We start from the raw sequence: 16791 nt of genomic DNA on the forward strand, positions 1-16791 counted from the left end.
GTTTATGCTCCGGTAGTGAACAGGTCTAACGCTTCCTTCGATTTACGCACCGCTTCGAATGTGCGGATCGTGATATCCGAATTAGCGCCACCTGACTGGAAGTGAATTTTGAATAGCTCAAGCTTCAGCTCGTCAGTGCCAATGAACTGAAATGCCTCCTCTGCGGCTGCGTTCTGGTTCATGACCAGTTTGTAAATCTCTAACTGGAATTTCTGTTCTTCAGTCATGGGAATAATCTCTGCCATTGTTGGCTCCGTTTATCCGTTAAAAGGGATATCAGTTAAGATATCCCGTGTAGGGTATAAGCCATTATCAAAGCCACTCTGTAGGGAATGGCTTTTGTAATAACTACTGTTCGCTTAGCTTCTGCTTCAGCAAGTAACCTTCGAGCATCCAGATTTTGTTTACAGCATTTTGCCGGGCAATCTTCCTACCAATTTCTGCATCAAAGTTTTCCGGGCTTGCACAGGCACTCTCTCCGGTGACGGTGAAGCCATTCTTCAGCACCAGTACGCAGAAAGTGAGCAACTTCAATGGTGATAAATCACGATCGCCTTCTTCTGGTTTTTCCCTGCCACAATATTCGTTGCTGGAAATGGCACCATTTCGTCCATCATAAGCAGTAAAGTAATGCTCGCTTTTAATCACGTCTTCGATGTGCTGCGGGGTGATTCGCGGTGCCGTTTGGCCTTTCTCAACGATTTCTTTTTCGATTTGCTGGTCGTTCATAATTATGACCCTGTGGAGTGGTTGCTTGATTAGGATGTCTTTCCATCAGTCCGCCACCACAAAGAATCTTTTTTGCCATCAGGCAGGAGGTTCATCTTTCAGTGGCTGCCAGTGTTATTTCCCCACTTTCTGGCTTGGGTTGTTTCGCTGTACTGCCGTTAACTGGTGGCGCACAGATTTAGTTAAATCCGTTCTCGCCTGAACTATCTTTTACATACCCGGATTGTGGGGATGTAAATCACGGTTTCATTATCAAGCCCACCCGTAGATGGGCTTTGTAATGACTACAGTAACGGACTGCACAATGCGCCTGTATTTCGAGGATGACGTCCAAATACGTTAATCTTCTCGCGAACGCTCTCACTACACATTCGCTCTACAATTCGCCAAACAGCCTTTTCAGGTAAAAATTTCGGCGCTAGTGCTGAAATAGCACGCCACAGACCCCGACTAAGCGAGCACGCTGTGCTACCGAAACTAAAGATGGCGAACGAAATAGACGTGATAAACGCCCAGCAACCAGAGAGAAAAGTTGAGATGCGGTGATAAAGCTTAGTCATGTATTGCTCCTGTTTTTTTGGTTTTCATCGCCCGATCATTTCAGGCATTGCGTCCTGATGTATTCCTGCAGGTAGTTAACCTGCGCGGTTATCTTGTCGATTCCACTTCGGAGACGGTAATAATTGAGTTCAGCATCTGCTGTAAGTCTTGGGCTTTCTCCATCGCCCATGCTGCTGGCTCCGGTCGTTGACTTTGCACAGGTGGCGGCGACTTGCAGGCGCTTACGCCCAGCAGAAACATCAGCACGGAGGCTTTCGATAGTCGCGTTAGCATCAGCAAGCTCCTTTGTGTATCTGGCGTCAAGTTCTGCTACATCACGTTGACGCTTCTGCATGTCAGCGATGATGGATGTGGCTTTGTCGCGCTGGGCTTTGTAGGCGATGGCGTTATCCCGGTAATGATTAACAGCCCATGACAGACAGACGATGATGCAGATAACCAGAGCGGAGATAATCGCGGTGACTCTGCTCATACCTCAATCTCTCTGACCGTTCCGCCAGCCTCTTTGAATTTTGCAATCAGGCTGTCAGCCTTATGCTCGAACTGACCATAACCAGCCCCCGGCAGTGAAGCCCAGATATTGCTGCAACGGTCGATAGCCTGACGAATATCGCCGCGATCAATCATCGGTAAAGCGCCACGCTCTTTAATCTGTTGCAATGCCACAGCGTCCTGGCTTTTTGGAGAGAAGTCTTTCAGGCCAAGCTGCTTACGGTAGGCATCCCACCAACGGGAAAGAAGCTGGTAACGTCCGGCGGCTGTTGATTTGAGTTTGGGGTTTAGCGTGACAAGTTTGCGAGGGTGATCGGAGTAATCAGTGAATAGCTCTCCGCCTACAATGACGTCATAACCATGATTTCTGGTTTTCTGCCGTCCGTTATCAGTTCCCTCTGACCACGCCAGCATATCGAGGAACGCCTTACGTTGATTATTGATTTCCACCATCTTCTACTCCGGCTTTTTTAGCAGCGAAGCGTTTGATAAGCGAACCAATCGAGTCAGTACCGATGTAGCCGATGAACACGCTCGTTATATAAGCGAGATTGCTACTTAGTCCGGCGAAGTCGAGAAGGTCACGAATGAACCAGGCGATAATGGCGCACATCGTTGCGTCGATTACTGTTTTTGTAAACGCACCGCCATTATATCTGCCGCGAAGGTACGCCATTGCAAACGCAAGGATTGCCCCGATGCCTTGTTCCTTTGCCGCGAGAATAGCGGCTAACAGGTCATGTTTTTCTGGCATCTTCATGTCTTACCCCCAATAAGGGGATTTGCTCTATTTAATTAGGAATAAGGTCGATTACTGATAGAACAAATCCAGGCTACTGTGTTTAGTAATCAGATTTGTTCGTGACCGATATGCACGGGCAAAACGGCAGGAAGTTGTTAGCGCAACCTCATGCCACCCGCTTTCACGAAGCCAGCCATTGCGCTGGTTTTCTTTTATGCAAAGCACACCGCACCGTAGCCACAGCGGATAAGGTGATTATTTTGGTCTGTCTGGTATTTGGTTTGATGCGCTTTCAGAAAGGTCGTGCTTAAAACGCAAAAAGCCCCGAGCTATTAACTCAGGGCTTTATTTAACGAGTGCATTTATCCATCGTTGAGTCAAATTTACCCAACTTTATTCAAAAAGTCAATATTATGCCGTTAATTTGTTGCCATCCGTGGCAATCATGCTGCTAACGTGTGACCGCATTCAAAATGTTGTCTGCGATTGACTCTTCTTTGTGGCATTGCACCACCAGAGCGTCATACAGCGGCTTAACAGTGCGTGACCAGGTGGGTTGGGTAAGATTTGGGATTAGCATCGTCACAGCGCGATATGCGGCGCTTGCTGGCATCCTTGAATAGCCGACACCTTTGCATCTTCCGCATTCTTTCTCAACAACTCTCCCCCACTGCTCTGTTTTTGCTATATCAACCGCACGGCCTGTACCGTGACAATCTCTGCATCTTGCGCCCGGCGTCGCGGCACTACGGCAATAATCCGCATAAGCGAATGTTGCGAGCACTTGCAGTACCTTTGCCTTAGTATTTCCTTCAAGCTTTGCCACACCACGGTATTTCCCCGATACCTTGTGTGCAAATTGCATCAGATAGTTGATAGCCTTTTGTTTGTCGTTCTGGCTGAGTTCATGCTTACCGCAGAATGCAGCCATTCCGAATCCGGCTTGTGATTGCGCCATCCCCATAGCAGCCATCACATCAGTACCGGAAAGAGAGTCAGAAGCCGTGGCCCGTGGTGAGTCGCTCATCATCGGGCTTTTTGGCGAATGAAATTTAGCTACGCTTTCGAGTCTCATCGTCTTCCCCTCTTGCCCTGTTTGACCATCAGGACGCCGTTAACTATTACATGACGCTCGCCTTTGCTGTCTCGGTTGTACTTGAGCACTGTTCCTCTTGCGCAGGAAAGCATCCTTGCCACTTCAGTCTGATTGCCTCGTGTCTGGATAAGAAGCTCTGGTATCGTTTGAATTGTGGCGTTCATGCGTTCTCCAGTTCGGTGATTTTTATTCCAAGCCTTCCGCCTGGTACTTTCACGCCACGAATTACGCGAATGTCATCGAATTGCTCGTCGTCTTCCGCAAATCCGGCGTGGATAAGGGAGTCGAGTAAACCTTTCAGGATGTTGTCGAGGTCGCGGCGGCGGGAGTCTGGAACGTCTGCGATGACTTTGATGCGGAGTCGTGATTTGGTGAAAATGTCTAACTTAAGTTGGCGGATGATTTGCTGAACGTCTTTTCGGTATTTCTGGCCTTTATCGCTGATGTAGTATTGGCTTCCCCGTCTTCGCCAGTAGGTGTTCACCGACGGCGGGTATGGAAGCACAAACTGATATTCGCTCATGACTTAATCTTCCCCTCCTTCAGCAGTATCGCCTGCGTCCTGATCACGCCTTCGAGGTGGTAAAGTCTGGCGTCTTTGTTGTCGAGATTATGGGTGCGTCGGTCGATCTCCGCGTGGCAGTCACTACAAGCCCATGCACCGATCAGGTCGTCAGGCTTCATTCCCGTTCCGCAAATTCCAGCCATCCGGTAATGTGCCAGAACTGTAGTTTCAGGATTACCATTGCATATTCCGTAAATACGTACCTGGCATTCTCTGCCGCGTGCTTCTTTGCGTAGGTTAGCCATTATGGTTCACTCCAGTAATTCTCAATTGCAGCAGCCATTCTCTGCATCCACTCAGCCAGCTTTAACGCAGCTTCTCTTTCAGAACCACATTTAGGGAAATCCTTCATTTCCATGCTGGCCTTATATGTTCTGAATGCCAGGTCTCCGGTAATAACCAACTCCTGATCAAGCACCGAGCGTTTATTCCGGTGTTGAACGTAATAGACAGATTCAGTCCGCATTTCTTCTCTGTCTTTTTTGAAGGAAATAAGCTCAGAGAAATCACTCATCGTCTTCTTCCTCGTACATTGAGCTATTCGGATCGCTCATCAGTTCTGCGCAGCAATCGGAGCACACGTGAACTTCAAGCACATGCAGCTTCTGACCGCAGTTAGCGCACGTTAAAGCTCGCTCGACGCTTTCTTTCTGGTATTGAATGGATTGGGATGGGCTAAGCATTATTGGCGTCCTGCATCATGAGAAAGACAATCATGGCGGCGCGGAGAACATTTTCATGCTCATGCTCCCAAATAGGGTTGGCAGAAGCACCGTGCAAACCGCTTTCGTTCCAGTCCCAGAGAATGTTAACTCCGTTATCAGCAATAATCGGCCATGCGTCTGCTGGGTTTGCGCATGGGTTAAAGGATCCGCGCTCAACTTCTACTTCAACTGCGTCTCCGTTTACAATGTCTCCCTCAAATGAGATAAACACCATCGCGCCATTCTCACCTTCTTTGTAATCCGGTGATCCGTTATGAATGGCTTCGAATACTGCCACGTTAATTTCAAAATCACTTAACTGTGAATAATCCATTGTCATTTCCTCGCACGATGTCTTAGCCACCGGATATCCCACAGGTGAGCCGTGTAATTGAAGGTTTTTACGTCAGATTCTTTTGGGATTGGCTTGCGTTTATTTCTGGAGCGTTTCGTTGGAAGGTATTTGCAGTTTTCGCAGATGATGTCGGTGAAACTTCGTCGCTGTCGTCTCATTCGTACCTCCTGTCGGTAAATCTGACACCCTGACCAATAGCCCATGCTGTTGTGTACTCGATCAGACTTGCCATACGCTTCACGCTCATCTGTGCGCTGCTCTCCCTAATGTTGACGTATTCGCCTTCAAGGCCGGGCAAAACATCAGCTTCCTGCTTTGTTGCCACTGAATGACCGCTGATCAACAAAACCTTCCATTGTTCCGGTTTTAACCATTTGCCGCACCATTGAACCTGACGAGCGATATCCGCCAGCATCGCGTGAAATTTTGCGTTCTGGTCAAGGTTGCGCTTGTAGTCAGTAATGCGGATGGTGACTGGCTTGTCTTTATCGAGAGGAGTTTCGAGGATGGCGTTGATTGCGGCTTGCTGTTGTTGCTTACTTCGGAGGAAGATTGTTTGCTTCATCGTTACTCCTTCACTTTGACTCCAGCAGAGCGGATGTTTTCCTCATAAGCATCCATTGCATCACCGAAGCCATTGGAATAATCAACGGTAAACCCTTTGGCTAATGCTTCTCTGCTGTCGATAAACTTTGGCGCGGTTATTTCAATATCTGCTCGCGATGCCTGCCATAAAGTCCACCACTCATTTAAGGAGTGACGAATATCCATGCTTGAAAATGCGAAGTACCTATCACCATTTCTTGCCTCGGTTATCATCTCGAATGGTAATCTCAATTTTTTGGCAACGTATTCCTCAAACTGCTTTCTTGATTCGTCCATCGATACTTACCCTCAGTTCAACTCACAAAACGCCACGCCATTTTTGCTACAGCGACAGGCATAACACCGATAATCATCCACAGGAAAATGCTACCGAAAAGCACACCCACCAGGTCTTTACCTTCGCCTACCAACCGGACAAAACAGCCAGCAACCACAATGAACGTCGCCACCATCCACAGAGCACCGAGAAGCCTCAATGCAGAGAAAATCAACTCAACCACGATTTACTCTCCCCAAAATAAAAAGGCCTGCGATTACCAGCAGGCCTGTTATTAGCTCAGTGATGTAGATGGTCATACGTCAGCCCCTTGTGCATATCGTCTGCCACGCGCAGCAGGTGCATTTGATGCTGTGCAAATCTGTCTGGCTTCATCCTGGTCACATGCAACAAAGTGTCCGTTGCAGAACCGCTGGTAAACCGTACCAAGCGAGCCAAAACGGTTTTTCGTCACGATGATTTCAGCAAATGGCGCGGCGCTACTGTTCTCGTCATATACCGCTTCCCGATAGAGCATGATGATTGAGTCTGCGTCCTGCTCAATGCTTCCTGAATCACGCAAATCTGCGTTTGTCGGGCGTTTGTTTGGTCGCTTCTCAACATCGCGCGAAAGCTGACTTAGGGAGATAACAGGCGTTTTCAGGTCTTTCGCCATCGCCTTCAGGCTTCCGGAGATGTGAGCAATTGCGAGGTCGTTGCGATCTGCTTTCGGCTTCTCAATCAGGCCAAGATAATCCGCCATGATGAGTGACAGGTTTGGATTTTCCTGTTTGTGCCGTTCTGCGATTGAGCGAATTTCTTCGACCGATAACCGCGAGGCATCGACTACCCATACATCCAAATCTGCAAGCTGACTCATGCCGTTAGCAACACGCGCCCAGCCTTCGTCATCCATCGATGCAGGATTTCGCAGCACGCTAACTGACATCCTCCCGGCGTTGGCAATGCTTCGCTCTGCAATCTGCAATGCGCTCATTTCCATTGAGAAAATCAACACTCCGCGCCGGACGTCAGAACCGGGAATAACGCGGCTTGCAACGCCTTCAGCAATCTTCAGCGCCAGCTCTGTTTTCCCCATACCAGGACGAGCAGCGATTATCACCAGGTCTTCCGCGTTCATCCCTCCGGTGATGGCATCAAGTTCTTCGATTCCGGTCTTCAGGGTATCGGACTCTTCTCCGTTCCTCAGACGCCTGTCAAGCGTGTCAGTGTAGTCGGTGATGATTTCCCCTAACCGTACAGGTTTAACCTCGTCACGGGGCTTTCTGATGGCTGAAAGACGCTTTACAAGCTCGTCCATCGCCTGACTTGATGTATCGATGGTTCCGCTCTGAATTGGTTCACGCATTTCATCCATGATTTCCAGCACCAGACGGCGGTGATAGTTATCCGCGACCATTCCGGCATATCCCTTCAGGTTTGCGGCGCTCGGGCAGTTTTTGCTGGTCATCAGGATTGACGTGAAATGCTCCTCTCCGCACGCCTCGGCAACCATCAGCGCGTCGATTAGGTTTCTGTTTCGCGCCTGCTTGCGGATAACCTCAAAGGCTCTCCGGTAGAGCGGAATTGAAAACGCTTCCGGCTCCAGCGTTGCCAGAACGTCGCTGGCGGCTGGAGTTAATCCACCAATCAGCAGGCCACCGATAACGCTCGCTTCGATATCCTGTCTCATGCAATCCCCCTGTCTGCAAACTTCCCTTCCCGTACTCCCGTTAACGAATCTTCCCTCAGCAGGTAATCAAAATCTGCCGTCCAGCCCGTGTCGTTGTCTCCGAAGTAAAACGGCTTGGCCTGATGTACAAACGCCCTGACATACGCTCTGAAACCGTCCACGTTTGGCGTTTTCAGTTGCGGGATGATTTTCTTCAGGCGGCGTTTTCGTTTCTCGTTGACCGCAACAGCGTGTGGAAGTCTGTCACCGACTTCGGTGTTGTAGGCGTTCAGGAAGGATTCGTAGTCGATTCGTTCTGCCTTGCGACGTTCAGGTTTAACCTGCCCATCGCCTCCCCCATTGGGGGGTAGGGGGGTATTATTTATATTCTTGTTAATACCTTCTTGTTCATGATGTGCGGTTGTTTGTGCGGCTTCATGTGCGCTTTCATGTGCGGCATGTACTCTGAAAGCCACGCCATTGCTGGCTTCGCCATGTGCGGCATCATGTGCGGTTGTTTGTGCGGCTTCATGTGCGGGTGAATTGTCAATTTTTTGAGCGTATTCATGGTAATTTGTGATGGTGATCACACGACCTTTTTGCTTCTCTCCATCAATGGAGATCATCCCCTCTTTCACAAAAACCTGAAGCATCCGCTCAACCTGATCACGGCTTGCCGGCTTGCCATGCCTGTCGCATAACTGAAGACCTAAATCAGCTGCTGTCACAACCAGTTGACCGGGTTGCAGATGCCATTCATGACCTTTGAAATTCGCTTTGTATGGCTTTCTGGCGGCATTCAGGAGAAGGTTTTCCCACAGGGTGCGAAGATAAACATCTTTCGCCCATGACTGTTTCAGAATGCTCCGGTACAACGGAATGTAACCAGTTTTCTGGTTCTCCATCCTGTTGCTCCTGCGCTCGTGTGCGGCGCTGAAATCGTAGATTTTTGCTGTATTGCTCATAACTACCTGCCTTGACGAAAGACCTTAAGAACATCGTTAAACTGACTTACGGATATGTCTTCTTTGAGCAGCTTTTCCAGAAATGCGTTTGGAATGAACGTATATCCCTCCTCTTTTGGTAGAGACGGGAGCAACGCCCTCGCCTCAGCCTTCAGAAGCTCAGTTCTGGCAACTTTCACAAAAGAGATTTGAGTTCTTTCATCAATGGAACGAAGGAAGCGCAAACGCTTAGCTTCTTTGTGTGTATCAGGTGGATTAAAGCCTTTGTTTCGCATATAATTACCTCGTTGGATGTTGTTAAAATTCCATTTGTATTTGATCAGAACGCTCGGTTGCCGCCGGGCGTTTTTTATTGGTGAGTCCATCAAGCGCATACTTAAAAGCCCTGCTAATCGGACTGATATCTGATGCCATTCCGAAAGCACACAAGACCGAGGCAATAAATCTCCAGTCCGTTCTGCTTATCTTCGATTCATGACAGCCAATCATCTTTGCCAGACCGCGCTGGGTAAGTGTTGACAGGTTGATCAGTAAATCGGTTTCTGCGCGATCAACATCGCGCTGTGATAGTTTGCTGTAACTTGTTTGTTCCATTTCTTACTATTTCCATAGGTAAATAATCACTAATACTCATCTTTCGATGAGCGATTAATTAGTTACCGCGTTGTCGGCGGTGCAGATTGATAAAGAGCGGATCCGCTTATTAAGCGGCTTTGTGTTCCGGCGGGAACACGTCATCAAGACTGACTTTTGCGCCTAACTTGTTTAGGCACGCAACAAGAGCACGGCATGTTTTAAGGTCTGGGAAGCGACGACCAGATTCCCAATGTCCGATAGCTCCCTGTGTGCATCCAACCGCCTTAGCAAGTGTTGTTTGAGAGATATTCAGTGACTCTCGATATTTTCGTAGGTTGCTCATATGCCCTCCATAGTAACCATGAAACAATAATACGATATGTACTTTTGGAATGCAAACAAAAAATACATCTTGTGCATGGATGGTTTTAGTACATAGCGTAATAATAAGGATATGAAAATGAAATGGTATGAACTGGCTAGATCCAGAATGAAAGAGCTCGGCATAACTCAAGAGAAGTTAGCTGAAGAGCTTGGTATGACGCAGGGTGGAATTGGTCACTGGTTGCGCGGATCTCGTCATCCATCTCTTGACGAGATTGGTGTGGTGTTTAAATACCTTGGTATTGATAACGTCTCATTCAACCACGACGGTACATTTTCACCTGCTGGCGAATACTCATCTGCCCCCGTTAAAAAACAATATGAGTACCCTGTTTTTTCTCATGTTCAGGCCGGGATGTTCTCGCCTGAGCTTAGAACCTTTACCAAAGGTGATGCGGAGAGATGGGTCAGCACAACCAAAAAAGCCAGTGATTGTGCGTTTTGGCTTGAAGTTGAAGGTAATTCCATGACCGCACCAACAGGATCCAAGCCAAGCTTTCCTGACGGAATGTTAATTCTCGTTGACCCTGAGCAGGCTGTTGAGCCAGGAGATTTCTGCATAGCCAGACTTGGCGGTGACGAGTTTACCTTCAAGAAACTGATCAGGGATAGCGGTCAGGTGTTCCTACAACCACTAAACCCGCAATATCCAATGATCCCATGCAATGATAGCTGTTCCGTAGTAGGGAAAGTTATCGCCAGCCAGTGGCCTGAAGAGACATTTAGTTAACAGCCTCACCACTCTAAAACACACAACAATAACCCGACCTTAGCGTCGGGTTTTCTTTTTCCAAAATATAAATCAATAAAATACAAAGTGTTATAAAAAACCAACCACATTTAGAACATTTTGTATTGACTCAATAAAGTACACATCGTACTATTTAGCCATCAGCAGGAAGCTGGAAGCCAAACGGAACAGATTGGCAGGCTCTTTAACTTCGATGGGGCGCTGACAAAGCGCAAACAGATACCAAACGAGATGGGTTTGGCGGTGATGTGAATTGCAGCTGCAACGACAGCAACCAGAAGATCAGCACCTGGCGCATCACCACCAAAGCCATTTCACATGAGGAAAATATCATGACGGTAATCGTGTACGGAAAATCAACATTTGCAGGAAATGCCAAAACTCGCCGTCATGAGCGGCGCAGAAAGCTGGCTATCGAGCGTGATGCTATATGCAACATCATCGATTCGATCTTCGGCACAGACAGTGAGGAACCTGTTCAGGAAGCCCCGAGAAAGCGTTTAAGCATTTCTGAAAAAGCAATATCACTCGGCATCATTAGCAAATCAAATACAGATGCGAATAGCGGAAGCGTTTGTTTGCCTGAAGTTGCACTGTATGCTGCTGGTTACAGAAGGCAAAAACTAATTACAGCGAGGTAAAAATGAAGCCTAGCATAACAATCAAGCCAGCGAGAGATAATAGCAGGAACCGCCGCAGAGAGGCCAGGAAGGCAGAAAGAGCAGAGAAGGAAAACAAGAGCCGGGAGGAGAGAAAGGCAGAGATTTTGGAAAAAGGAGGATTGGCTGCCGTGAGGGGTGAAAAAGCAGCTGAATTAGCAGTAGCTCACGAAAAGACAGAGATTGACAATAATTCTGGTGGAGATGCAATGTTTAAAGTTGTCAATCACGCCCATCAACGAAACCCCAAAAAGAAATGGTAATCAACCCGTCCAAGACGGGTTTTTTATTGCAAGCAAACCACTTATTTGAGATGAGATATGGAAGAACAAGCAAACAAGATTCTCGTAGAACTACTGCAAAAAGCCAGTAATGGAATAGACGCGGCTGTTTCATTTAGCCAGGCACAGATTCCTGATGTCATCCATCAGCTTTTGATGTGGCACGCCGTATCATCAGCTGGAATTCAGACTATCTGTGTATTGGTGATTATAGCGTGTGTTTATCTGATGATTTTTGCATGGAATAAAGGAGGTGATGTGGATATTGTTCTTTTATCGCTACTTGTAACATCAGGAATAGCGATTACTTCTATTGTTGTTTTCTTCAATTATTTCGACTGGTTAAAAATTTGGCTGGCCCCAAAGCTTTACCTTATCGAATATGCAGCATCATTGGTTAAGTAATTTCAGGCCGCATAGTCGGCCTTTATTTTTGGCATAAACAACAGAGGCGAAGATGAAAGAGTTTAATGGTACTCCTGGTAAATGGAGTTTTTCTCACAGCAGCGCAAGTGACGCAAGCGTGGCTTGCATAGAAATTAATTCATCTGAGTCACTGCATGAAATTGCATATCTCCAGAGCACTCCTTCAATAATTGGAGGATACAATCAGACTTCTTTCGATAAAACAATCGCTAATGCCCATCTAATAGCGGCAGCACCAGACCTTTTAAATGCCCTGCAAGCAATGCTAAACAAGGCATACAAGCAAAACTGGAATGACCATTATCCTGATGAAGTATCGAAAGCACAGTCAGCAATCAGCAAAGCTCTTGGGGATGAGTAATGAAAGTAAAAATAACTGCTTCTAATACCAGTTTTGTTAGTGTTGGTGATATTACAGAAGTAATAACAAACCATGATGGAACACAAGTTATGTGGTCTGATTTTTGTAAAAGATATGAGCGAGTTAGTTGGTGTAAACTCGTATGGGGCGTCGAATACGAAGAATTACCTAAAATGCATGACGAATAAGCACTGTGTATTCATTCCAACGAGTGAATACACGGAGCAATGTCGCTCGTAACTAAACAGGAGCAGACTTGTTCTGATTATTTGAAATCTTCTTTGCCCTCCAGTGTGAGGGCCTTTTTATATGCATACCAATAACGCTTCACTCGAGGCGTTTTCGTTATGCAATCAAACAGAAGGAGCATCCTATGCAACAGTTCGCTATTGCAGGGGCGGCATCGGTTCGCCCTTTCAACCCGATTTTATCGGTACAGCATTCACGAAAAAATATTTTAACCGGAGCAGACTTTAAACAACCAAGAATGAAAAGCTTGCTCGAAAAGCTTTGGGATATTTTGAAACAACAAGGCCGCCCATGAGTTTTACAGATAACTGGTCAGACGAAGAATTCATTCGTCAGATGAAAGAATTAATCGGTAACGAAGGAGATATTCATGTCACTTGCAACCACAGTGAAGGAGAGCAAGTTACAGAGACGCATGTACACGCAGCAGGCGTTAATGTATCGCCAGAAGGGAGATCGTGAAGGTGTTCGCGTATTTTTGAATGCGGCAAAGACTGAAGTATTAAATCAGCGTTATTTCCTTGGGCCATGTCCATTCTGAGAACAAACATATGAGCAAAGAATTTTATGCAAGACTGGCAGCTATTCAGGAGAATCTGAACGCGCCAAAGAATCAGTACAACTCATTCGGTAAATATAAATACAGAAGCTGCGAAGACATTCTTGAAGGCGTTAAGCCGTTACTGAATGGCCTGTTTTTATCAATCAGCGATGAAGTTGTGTTGATTGGTGATCGGTATTATGTGAAAGCCACGGCAACTATTACCGATGGCGAAAACCGCCATACGGCAACCGCTCTCGCAAGAGAGGAAGAAAGCAAGAAAGGAATGGATTCTGCACAAGTTACTGGAGCTACAAGTTCTTATGCGCGCAAGTATTGCCTCAATGGTTTGTTCGGCATTGATGATGCGAAAGATGCAGATACAGACGAGCATAAACATCAGCAGAACGCAGCAGCAAAGCAATCAAAACCATCACTTACACCTGAACAGGTTCTAAAAGCATTCACTGACGCAGCAATGCAGAAAAACACCGTAGAAGAGCTTAAACAGGCGTTCGCCAAAGCGTGGAAGATGCTCGAAGGGACGCCGGAGCAGCACAAAGCGCAGGACGTTTACAACATCAGACGAGACGAATTAGAAGGGGCAACAGCTTAATGGCACATTCGATTACAGTAAGACTAAACAAACCCGCAAGAGAGTTTCAGGCCGGGGAAAATATCGGATTCAACATCCGTGCTGGCGTTCAGTATTACGATCGCCAGACAAAAAAGAAAGAATGGACAAACTACAGCGCCGTTGTATTTGCCAAGCCGGGAGCGCAAGCGGATTACTATCGTAGCGTTCTGGTTGAAGGAGGCATTGTAGAAATTACCGGAGAAAACATCAGGGTTGATGTTTATCAGGGGCAAAATGGTCAATCAATCACTCTTGAATTACTGAATGCAAAGATTGGATTTGCAACTTCAGGAAACAGCCAACAGCAGCAAAGTAGCAATCATCAAAATCATCCTGAATACGACTATTCAATTCCCTTCTAAATTAGCAACATAAGGATTCCATTATGCCAGCGCCTCTGTATGGTGCGGATGACCCGCGCCGCTGTTCCGGCAATTCCGTATCGGAGGTGCTGGATAAATTCAGAAAAAACCACGACCTGATAATGTCGCTACCGCAGGAAACGAAAGAGGAAAAGGAATTTCGCCACTGCATATGGCTTGCAGAGAAAGAAGAGCGCGAGCGAATTTACCAGACATCAATCCGACCATTCCGCAAAGCCACATATACCCACTTCCCTGAAATTGACCCGCGCCTGCGTAATTACCGCTCACGCTATGGCGCTATCAGTAATGACTGAGGAATTTACTATGAGAGGACTTGCATACAATCCCGGCATTCTTCCGGCAGAAATGATTATTCGCCAACGCGTAAAGCCAATGCCATCGAGAGAGGAATTGCTTAAGAGAAATTCTTTTCCATCAGTAAATCAAAACAAATATCTGAATGCGATGTGGCGCAAAAGAGGCAGCCAGTGAATAACCGCTTTTACATGATGTGCTTGCGTGAAACTGTGGGTAATAACGCTTCATTCCATTGCCATAACGGCAATGGTTACAGTTCTAATATCGATCGCGCTCATGTTTACACGCTGGAAGAAGCCCAAAAAGCCTGGAATTGTGGTCGAGATATCGATCAGCCTGTTTGCGCTGATAGCGTTGATGCAATGGCTGTGTGGCACGTTGATTGCCAGTACATCCCTACAGAAAACCTGATTGAGCCAGATTGCACTGCGTATGTGGCCTACAAAAAAGGTAGCTGGAACGGCAACGATGTTTACTGGCTTCAACACGGTGGATTGCCAACAGATGACTTCAGTAAAGCGACCATCTTTAGCGTCGCCAACAAAAACGAACCAGGAATAGTTTGGTTGCCATTTTCCATTGCTGATTCAGCAAAGCGCCTGACGTTCAATATCAATAACTTTAACCGCAGAACAATGGTTCAGGGCGCAGGTTTGGTCATGCCTGACTGGTTGAAAAAGCAGAACAGAAGAAAGAAGTCGCGAAGCGGGAAGGTGCGTTGGAATTGTCCGCATTGCGGAAAAATCACCTGGCAGTACAACCCATATGATTTTGAAGGCTGTAGTGATTACAACTGTGAAGGATGGCGAGAATGACAATTGACTATCAGGCACTGCGTGCCAAGGCAGAAAAAGCAACGTGTGGTGTATGGTCGCTCGAATATGGAGAGAGCCGATTTGATTGTGATGATGCGTTAATTCATCGTGAAGTTGTTGGATATCTTCCCATTTGCAGAATTGAAGGAGCACATCCTGAAAGCGGTTTCGATGAAGATTTCCAAATGGAACAGCAGGCCAATGCTGAATTCATCGCCGCAGCCAATCCGGCTACCGTACTGGCGCTGCTGGATGAACGGGAAAGAAACCAGCAATACATCAAACGCCGCGACCAGGAGAACGAGGACATTGCGCTAACGGTAGGGAAGCTGCGCGTTGAGCTGGAAGGCAAAGACAGCAAAATAGCCAATCTTACCGCCGAACGCGATGCTCTTCGTGAAGGTGAGATGGGCGACGCTAGGCATAGCAACACACGGGCCGCAGCTGATATCTACTTCCAACTGGTCGAGGAGTGCGAAATTCCTGCTGGCGGATCTCTGGTCGAGTACGTTGACGATATGCGCGAGAAGCTGGAAGCCGCAGAGAAGCGCATTGCAGAGTTAGAAAGTGGTTCTCAGGCACAAAAGTTAGTTGAAGCAATCATTGTTGCGATAGAAAACGAACAGGAAAGGCTTTTTGATGAAGATTACCTAATGGATTCGAAAGAATGCATTGACGTAATTCGTGAAGAAGTAAAGCGATGGAATGATTCCCGTGCCGCTGGCATTCGCATCAACGGAGGTGAGTAGTGCGTGTGGCATGTATCGGCTTGTTACCGTACCCGACTCGTTTTTGGGCTTCTGCGCTAATTGCAAAGCCACATGTCCTGATGGCTGACAACATCATCCCGGCACCAAAGCGCCGCCATACCGGTATTGCAGCGGCACGACGAGCAGCAAAGAGACGCAGGAGAGCAAAGCGATGAAAAACCGTAAGGCAAAACGACTTTTTTTACAGCGACCTGTGCGTGTGGTGGAGCTGGTTATTAGCAACCATAAGATAGCGGTACTCCATCCATTTGGTCAGGTGGCTTTTGCCGCAAAGCGTAAGCCTACTGCGTCACAGAACAGGCGGAAGAAAGGGTACGCTGTAAGATGAAAAACCGTAAAGCAAAGATTCTGTTAGTTCGTAGAAACGCTCCTGGCGTCTGGCAGTGGGTGAGACTCAGCAACCGACGGATGGGGTTGATGAAATATTACGGGATGATGGATTGTGGTTTTTGCAAAAAGCCCAGCGCGGCGCAAAACCGCTGGAAAAACCACTTGCGCACTAAAGGAGAGTGATATGGCGTTAACACACCGCGAACTCTGTCAGATTGCGTACAAGTTCCTTAAGCGCAACGGGTTCAAGGTTTGTTTTCATGACCGCTTTATAGCTGTAACCAGTACCGGAGAGCAGCCAGATGCTATGGGATTCAGAAATTCAGCATCATGCCTGATAGAGGCGAAATGTTCTCGTGCTGACTTGTTGGCAGATAGAAAAAAGCGTTTTCGTAAAAATCCGTCTCTTGGAATGGGCGACTGGCGATTCTTTATTAGTGAGCCGGGAATTATTTCAATTGAGGATTTACCACCTGGCTGGGGATTACTTCACGTTGTTAACGGAAGAGTACGGAAAGTACATGGGTGGCCCAAGGGTAATTGCTGTTGGGGTAATCCTGACGATAAGCCATTTACTGGAAATAA

At 47.1% G+C, this 16791-nt stretch carries 38 protein-coding genes and 1 pseudogene; 18 read left to right on the plus strand and 21 right to left on the minus strand.

What is annotated here, in order from left to right:
- Positions 1-2: 2 nt before the first annotated feature.
- The 5 genes from QUE74_RS15230 to QUE74_RS15250 form a co-directional block, all read right to left on the minus strand.
- Positions 3-245, minus strand: a complete 243-nt coding sequence (locus tag QUE74_RS15230) for a DUF2560 family protein (RefSeq protein ID WP_000807785.1) — start codon at positions 243-245, stop codon at positions 3-5.
- A 103-nt stretch (positions 246-348) separates the two neighbouring features.
- Positions 349-729, minus strand: coding sequence for a Gp49 family protein (locus QUE74_RS15235; RefSeq protein ID WP_042970721.1), 381 nt, complete (start codon positions 727-729; stop codon positions 349-351).
- A gap of 595 nt (positions 730-1324) precedes the next feature.
- On the minus strand, positions 1325-1762 hold the full coding sequence (locus QUE74_RS15240; protein ID WP_096964581.1) for a lysis protein: 438 nt from the start codon (positions 1760-1762) through the stop codon (positions 1325-1327).
- Positions 1759-2235, minus strand: coding sequence for a glycoside hydrolase family 24 protein (locus QUE74_RS15245; RefSeq protein ID WP_000229392.1), 477 nt, complete (start codon positions 2233-2235; stop codon positions 1759-1761). The genes QUE74_RS15240 and QUE74_RS15245 overlap by 4 nt, the downstream gene beginning before the upstream one ends.
- A complete protein-coding gene (locus QUE74_RS15250; RefSeq protein WP_000783734.1) occupies positions 2219-2542 on the minus strand; it encodes a phage holin, lambda family in 324 nt (107 codons plus the stop codon). The genes QUE74_RS15245 and QUE74_RS15250 overlap by 17 nt, the downstream gene beginning before the upstream one ends.
- 110 nt (positions 2543-2652) lie before the next feature.
- Between QUE74_RS15250 and QUE74_RS15255 the strand changes: the two genes are divergently transcribed.
- On the plus strand, positions 2653-2835 hold the full coding sequence (locus tag QUE74_RS15255; protein WP_100733882.1) for a hypothetical protein: 183 nt from the start codon (positions 2653-2655) through the stop codon (positions 2833-2835).
- A gap of 140 nt (positions 2836-2975) precedes the next feature.
- Here QUE74_RS15255 and QUE74_RS15260 read toward each other — a convergent pair whose 3' ends face one another.
- The 16 genes from QUE74_RS15260 to QUE74_RS15335 all read right to left on the minus strand — a co-directional run bounded on the left by QUE74_RS15260 (position 2976) and on the right by QUE74_RS15335 (position 9662).
- On the minus strand, positions 2976-3599 hold the full coding sequence (locus tag QUE74_RS15260) for an antitermination protein (RefSeq protein WP_001235461.1): 624 nt from the start codon (positions 3597-3599) through the stop codon (positions 2976-2978).
- Complete coding sequence (locus QUE74_RS15265; protein WP_000994516.1) at positions 3596-3784, minus strand: protein ninH; 189 nt, start codon at positions 3782-3784, stop codon at positions 3596-3598. Before QUE74_RS15265 ends, QUE74_RS15260 begins: the two co-directional genes overlap by 4 nt.
- On the minus strand, positions 3781-4143 hold the full coding sequence (locus QUE74_RS15270) for a RusA family crossover junction endodeoxyribonuclease (protein WP_025748958.1): 363 nt from the start codon (positions 4141-4143) through the stop codon (positions 3781-3783). The genes QUE74_RS15265 and QUE74_RS15270 overlap by 4 nt, the downstream gene beginning before the upstream one ends.
- Positions 4140-4430 (minus strand): DUF1364 domain-containing protein, encoded by a 291-nt coding sequence (locus QUE74_RS15275; RefSeq protein ID WP_097468586.1) that lies wholly within the window; start codon positions 4428-4430, stop codon positions 4140-4142. Before QUE74_RS15275 ends, QUE74_RS15270 begins: the two co-directional genes overlap by 4 nt.
- Positions 4430-4699 carry a hypothetical protein gene (locus tag QUE74_RS15280; RefSeq protein WP_001279421.1) on the minus strand — a complete coding sequence of 90 codons (270 nt, stop codon included), beginning with the start codon at positions 4697-4699 and terminating at the stop codon, positions 4430-4432. The genes QUE74_RS15275 and QUE74_RS15280 overlap by 1 nt, the downstream gene beginning before the upstream one ends.
- Positions 4692-4868 (minus strand): protein NinF, encoded by a 177-nt coding sequence (locus QUE74_RS15285; protein WP_016262210.1) that lies wholly within the window; start codon positions 4866-4868, stop codon positions 4692-4694. The genes QUE74_RS15280 and QUE74_RS15285 overlap by 8 nt, the downstream gene beginning before the upstream one ends.
- Positions 4861-5223 (minus strand): phage protein NinX family protein, encoded by a 363-nt coding sequence (locus QUE74_RS15290; protein WP_032177434.1) that lies wholly within the window; start codon positions 5221-5223, stop codon positions 4861-4863. The genes QUE74_RS15285 and QUE74_RS15290 overlap by 8 nt, the downstream gene beginning before the upstream one ends.
- Before the next feature lie 2 nt (positions 5224-5225).
- Positions 5226-5402, minus strand: a complete 177-nt coding sequence (locus tag QUE74_RS15295) for a NinE family protein (RefSeq protein WP_001254220.1) — start codon at positions 5400-5402, stop codon at positions 5226-5228.
- Complete coding sequence (locus tag QUE74_RS15300) at positions 5399-5809, minus strand: recombination protein NinB (protein WP_016063116.1); 411 nt, start codon at positions 5807-5809, stop codon at positions 5399-5401. The genes QUE74_RS15295 and QUE74_RS15300 overlap by 4 nt, the downstream gene beginning before the upstream one ends.
- Before the next feature lie 2 nt (positions 5810-5811).
- On the minus strand, positions 5812-6126 hold the full coding sequence (locus QUE74_RS15305) for a phiTE_015 family protein (RefSeq protein ID WP_016063115.1): 315 nt from the start codon (positions 6124-6126) through the stop codon (positions 5812-5814).
- Positions 6127-6143: 17 nt separating this feature from the next.
- Positions 6144-6350 carry a hypothetical protein gene (locus QUE74_RS15310; protein WP_097504903.1) on the minus strand — a complete coding sequence of 69 codons (207 nt, stop codon included), beginning with the start codon at positions 6348-6350 and terminating at the stop codon, positions 6144-6146.
- Between the two features lie 72 nt (positions 6351-6422).
- On the minus strand, positions 6423-7799 hold the full coding sequence (locus QUE74_RS15315; RefSeq protein WP_286331522.1) for a replicative DNA helicase: 1377 nt from the start codon (positions 7797-7799) through the stop codon (positions 6423-6425).
- Positions 7796-8683, minus strand: a complete 888-nt coding sequence (locus QUE74_RS15320) for a replication protein (RefSeq protein ID WP_286331524.1) — start codon at positions 8681-8683, stop codon at positions 7796-7798. The genes QUE74_RS15315 and QUE74_RS15320 overlap by 4 nt, the downstream gene beginning before the upstream one ends.
- Positions 8684-8745: 62 nt before the next feature.
- Positions 8746-9018, minus strand: a complete 273-nt coding sequence (locus tag QUE74_RS15325; RefSeq protein WP_001244621.1) for a hypothetical protein — start codon at positions 9016-9018, stop codon at positions 8746-8748.
- A gap of 22 nt (positions 9019-9040) precedes the next feature.
- Complete coding sequence (locus QUE74_RS15330; RefSeq protein WP_000438533.1) at positions 9041-9337, minus strand: CII family transcriptional regulator; 297 nt, start codon at positions 9335-9337, stop codon at positions 9041-9043.
- Positions 9338-9446: 109 nt separating this feature from the next.
- The gene (locus tag QUE74_RS15335; protein WP_000067727.1) at positions 9447-9662 is read right to left on the minus strand and encodes a helix-turn-helix transcriptional regulator; all 216 of its coding nucleotides are present in this window, start codon (positions 9660-9662) and stop codon (positions 9447-9449) included.
- Between the two features lie 147 nt (positions 9663-9809).
- On the opposite strand from QUE74_RS15335, the gene QUE74_RS15340 reads away from it, so the two are divergent.
- The 17 genes and pseudogenes from QUE74_RS15340 (at position 9810) to QUE74_RS15420 (ending at position 16569) form a co-directional block, all read left to right on the plus strand.
- The gene (locus QUE74_RS15340) at positions 9810-10433 is read left to right on the plus strand and encodes a LexA family protein (RefSeq protein WP_371197151.1); all 624 of its coding nucleotides are present in this window, start codon (positions 9810-9812) and stop codon (positions 10431-10433) included.
- A gap of 353 nt (positions 10434-10786) precedes the next feature.
- A complete protein-coding gene (locus QUE74_RS15345; protein WP_000216180.1) occupies positions 10787-11095 on the plus strand; it encodes a transcriptional antitermination N peptide in 309 nt (102 codons plus the stop codon).
- Between the two features lie 2 nt (positions 11096-11097).
- On the plus strand, positions 11098-11376 hold the full coding sequence (locus QUE74_RS15350; RefSeq protein ID WP_000804698.1) for a hypothetical protein: 279 nt from the start codon (positions 11098-11100) through the stop codon (positions 11374-11376).
- Between the two features lie 57 nt (positions 11377-11433).
- A complete protein-coding gene (locus QUE74_RS15355) occupies positions 11434-11799 on the plus strand; it encodes a hypothetical protein (protein WP_100733846.1) in 366 nt (121 codons plus the stop codon).
- A gap of 52 nt (positions 11800-11851) precedes the next feature.
- Positions 11852-12181, plus strand: coding sequence for an XkdD/Y8K6 family phage-associated protein (locus QUE74_RS15360; protein ID WP_000657742.1), 330 nt, complete (start codon positions 11852-11854; stop codon positions 12179-12181).
- On the plus strand, positions 12181-12369 hold the full coding sequence (locus QUE74_RS15365) for a hypothetical protein (RefSeq protein WP_100733845.1): 189 nt from the start codon (positions 12181-12183) through the stop codon (positions 12367-12369). Before QUE74_RS15360 ends, QUE74_RS15365 begins: the two co-directional genes overlap by 1 nt.
- 185 nt (positions 12370-12554) lie before the next feature.
- Positions 12555-12725: a hypothetical protein gene (locus QUE74_RS15370; protein WP_001183771.1), complete on the plus strand. Its 171-nt coding sequence runs from the start codon at positions 12555-12557 to the stop codon at positions 12723-12725.
- Positions 12726-12800: 75 nt separating this feature from the next.
- Positions 12801-12971, plus strand: a complete 171-nt coding sequence (locus QUE74_RS15375) for a hypothetical protein (protein ID WP_000050554.1) — start codon at positions 12801-12803, stop codon at positions 12969-12971.
- A gap of 10 nt (positions 12972-12981) precedes the next feature.
- The gene (locus QUE74_RS15380) at positions 12982-13587 is read left to right on the plus strand and encodes an ERF family protein (protein WP_029305437.1); all 606 of its coding nucleotides are present in this window, start codon (positions 12982-12984) and stop codon (positions 13585-13587) included.
- Positions 13587-13970, plus strand: a complete 384-nt coding sequence (locus tag QUE74_RS15385; RefSeq protein ID WP_286331528.1) for a hypothetical protein — start codon at positions 13587-13589, stop codon at positions 13968-13970. The genes QUE74_RS15380 and QUE74_RS15385 overlap by 1 nt, the downstream gene beginning before the upstream one ends.
- A 23-nt stretch (positions 13971-13993) precedes the next feature.
- Positions 13994-14287, plus strand: a complete 294-nt coding sequence (locus QUE74_RS15390) for a phage anti-RecBCD protein (protein ID WP_286331531.1) — start codon at positions 13994-13996, stop codon at positions 14285-14287.
- Positions 14288-14297: 10 nt separating this feature from the next.
- Entirely contained in the window at positions 14298-14465 is a 168-nt protein-coding gene (locus tag QUE74_RS15395; protein WP_286331532.1) for a DUF2737 family protein, read from the plus strand.
- Entirely contained in the window at positions 14462-15106 is a 645-nt protein-coding gene (locus QUE74_RS15400) for a hypothetical protein (protein ID WP_032191729.1), read from the plus strand. Before QUE74_RS15395 ends, QUE74_RS15400 begins: the two co-directional genes overlap by 4 nt.
- The gene (locus QUE74_RS15405) at positions 15103-15855 is read left to right on the plus strand and encodes an ead/Ea22-like family protein (RefSeq protein WP_286331534.1); all 753 of its coding nucleotides are present in this window, start codon (positions 15103-15105) and stop codon (positions 15853-15855) included. The genes QUE74_RS15400 and QUE74_RS15405 overlap by 4 nt, the downstream gene beginning before the upstream one ends.
- Before the next feature lie 172 nt (positions 15856-16027).
- Positions 16028-16204: a hypothetical protein gene (locus QUE74_RS15410; RefSeq protein WP_000797289.1), complete on the plus strand. Its 177-nt coding sequence runs from the start codon at positions 16028-16030 to the stop codon at positions 16202-16204.
- Positions 16201-16389 carry a hypothetical protein gene (locus QUE74_RS15415; protein WP_000797279.1) on the plus strand — a complete coding sequence of 63 codons (189 nt, stop codon included), beginning with the start codon at positions 16201-16203 and terminating at the stop codon, positions 16387-16389. Before QUE74_RS15410 ends, QUE74_RS15415 begins: the two co-directional genes overlap by 4 nt.
- 1 nt (position 16390) lies before the next feature.
- Positions 16391-16569: pseudogene (locus tag QUE74_RS15420) on the plus strand (hypothetical protein).
- The last annotated feature ends 222 nt before the right edge of the window (positions 16570-16791 follow it).

Origin of the sequence: Escherichia sp. 10290, from assembly GCF_030295155.1 — a bacterium.
GTDB lineage: Bacteria > Pseudomonadota > Gammaproteobacteria > Enterobacterales > Enterobacteriaceae > Escherichia > Escherichia coli_F.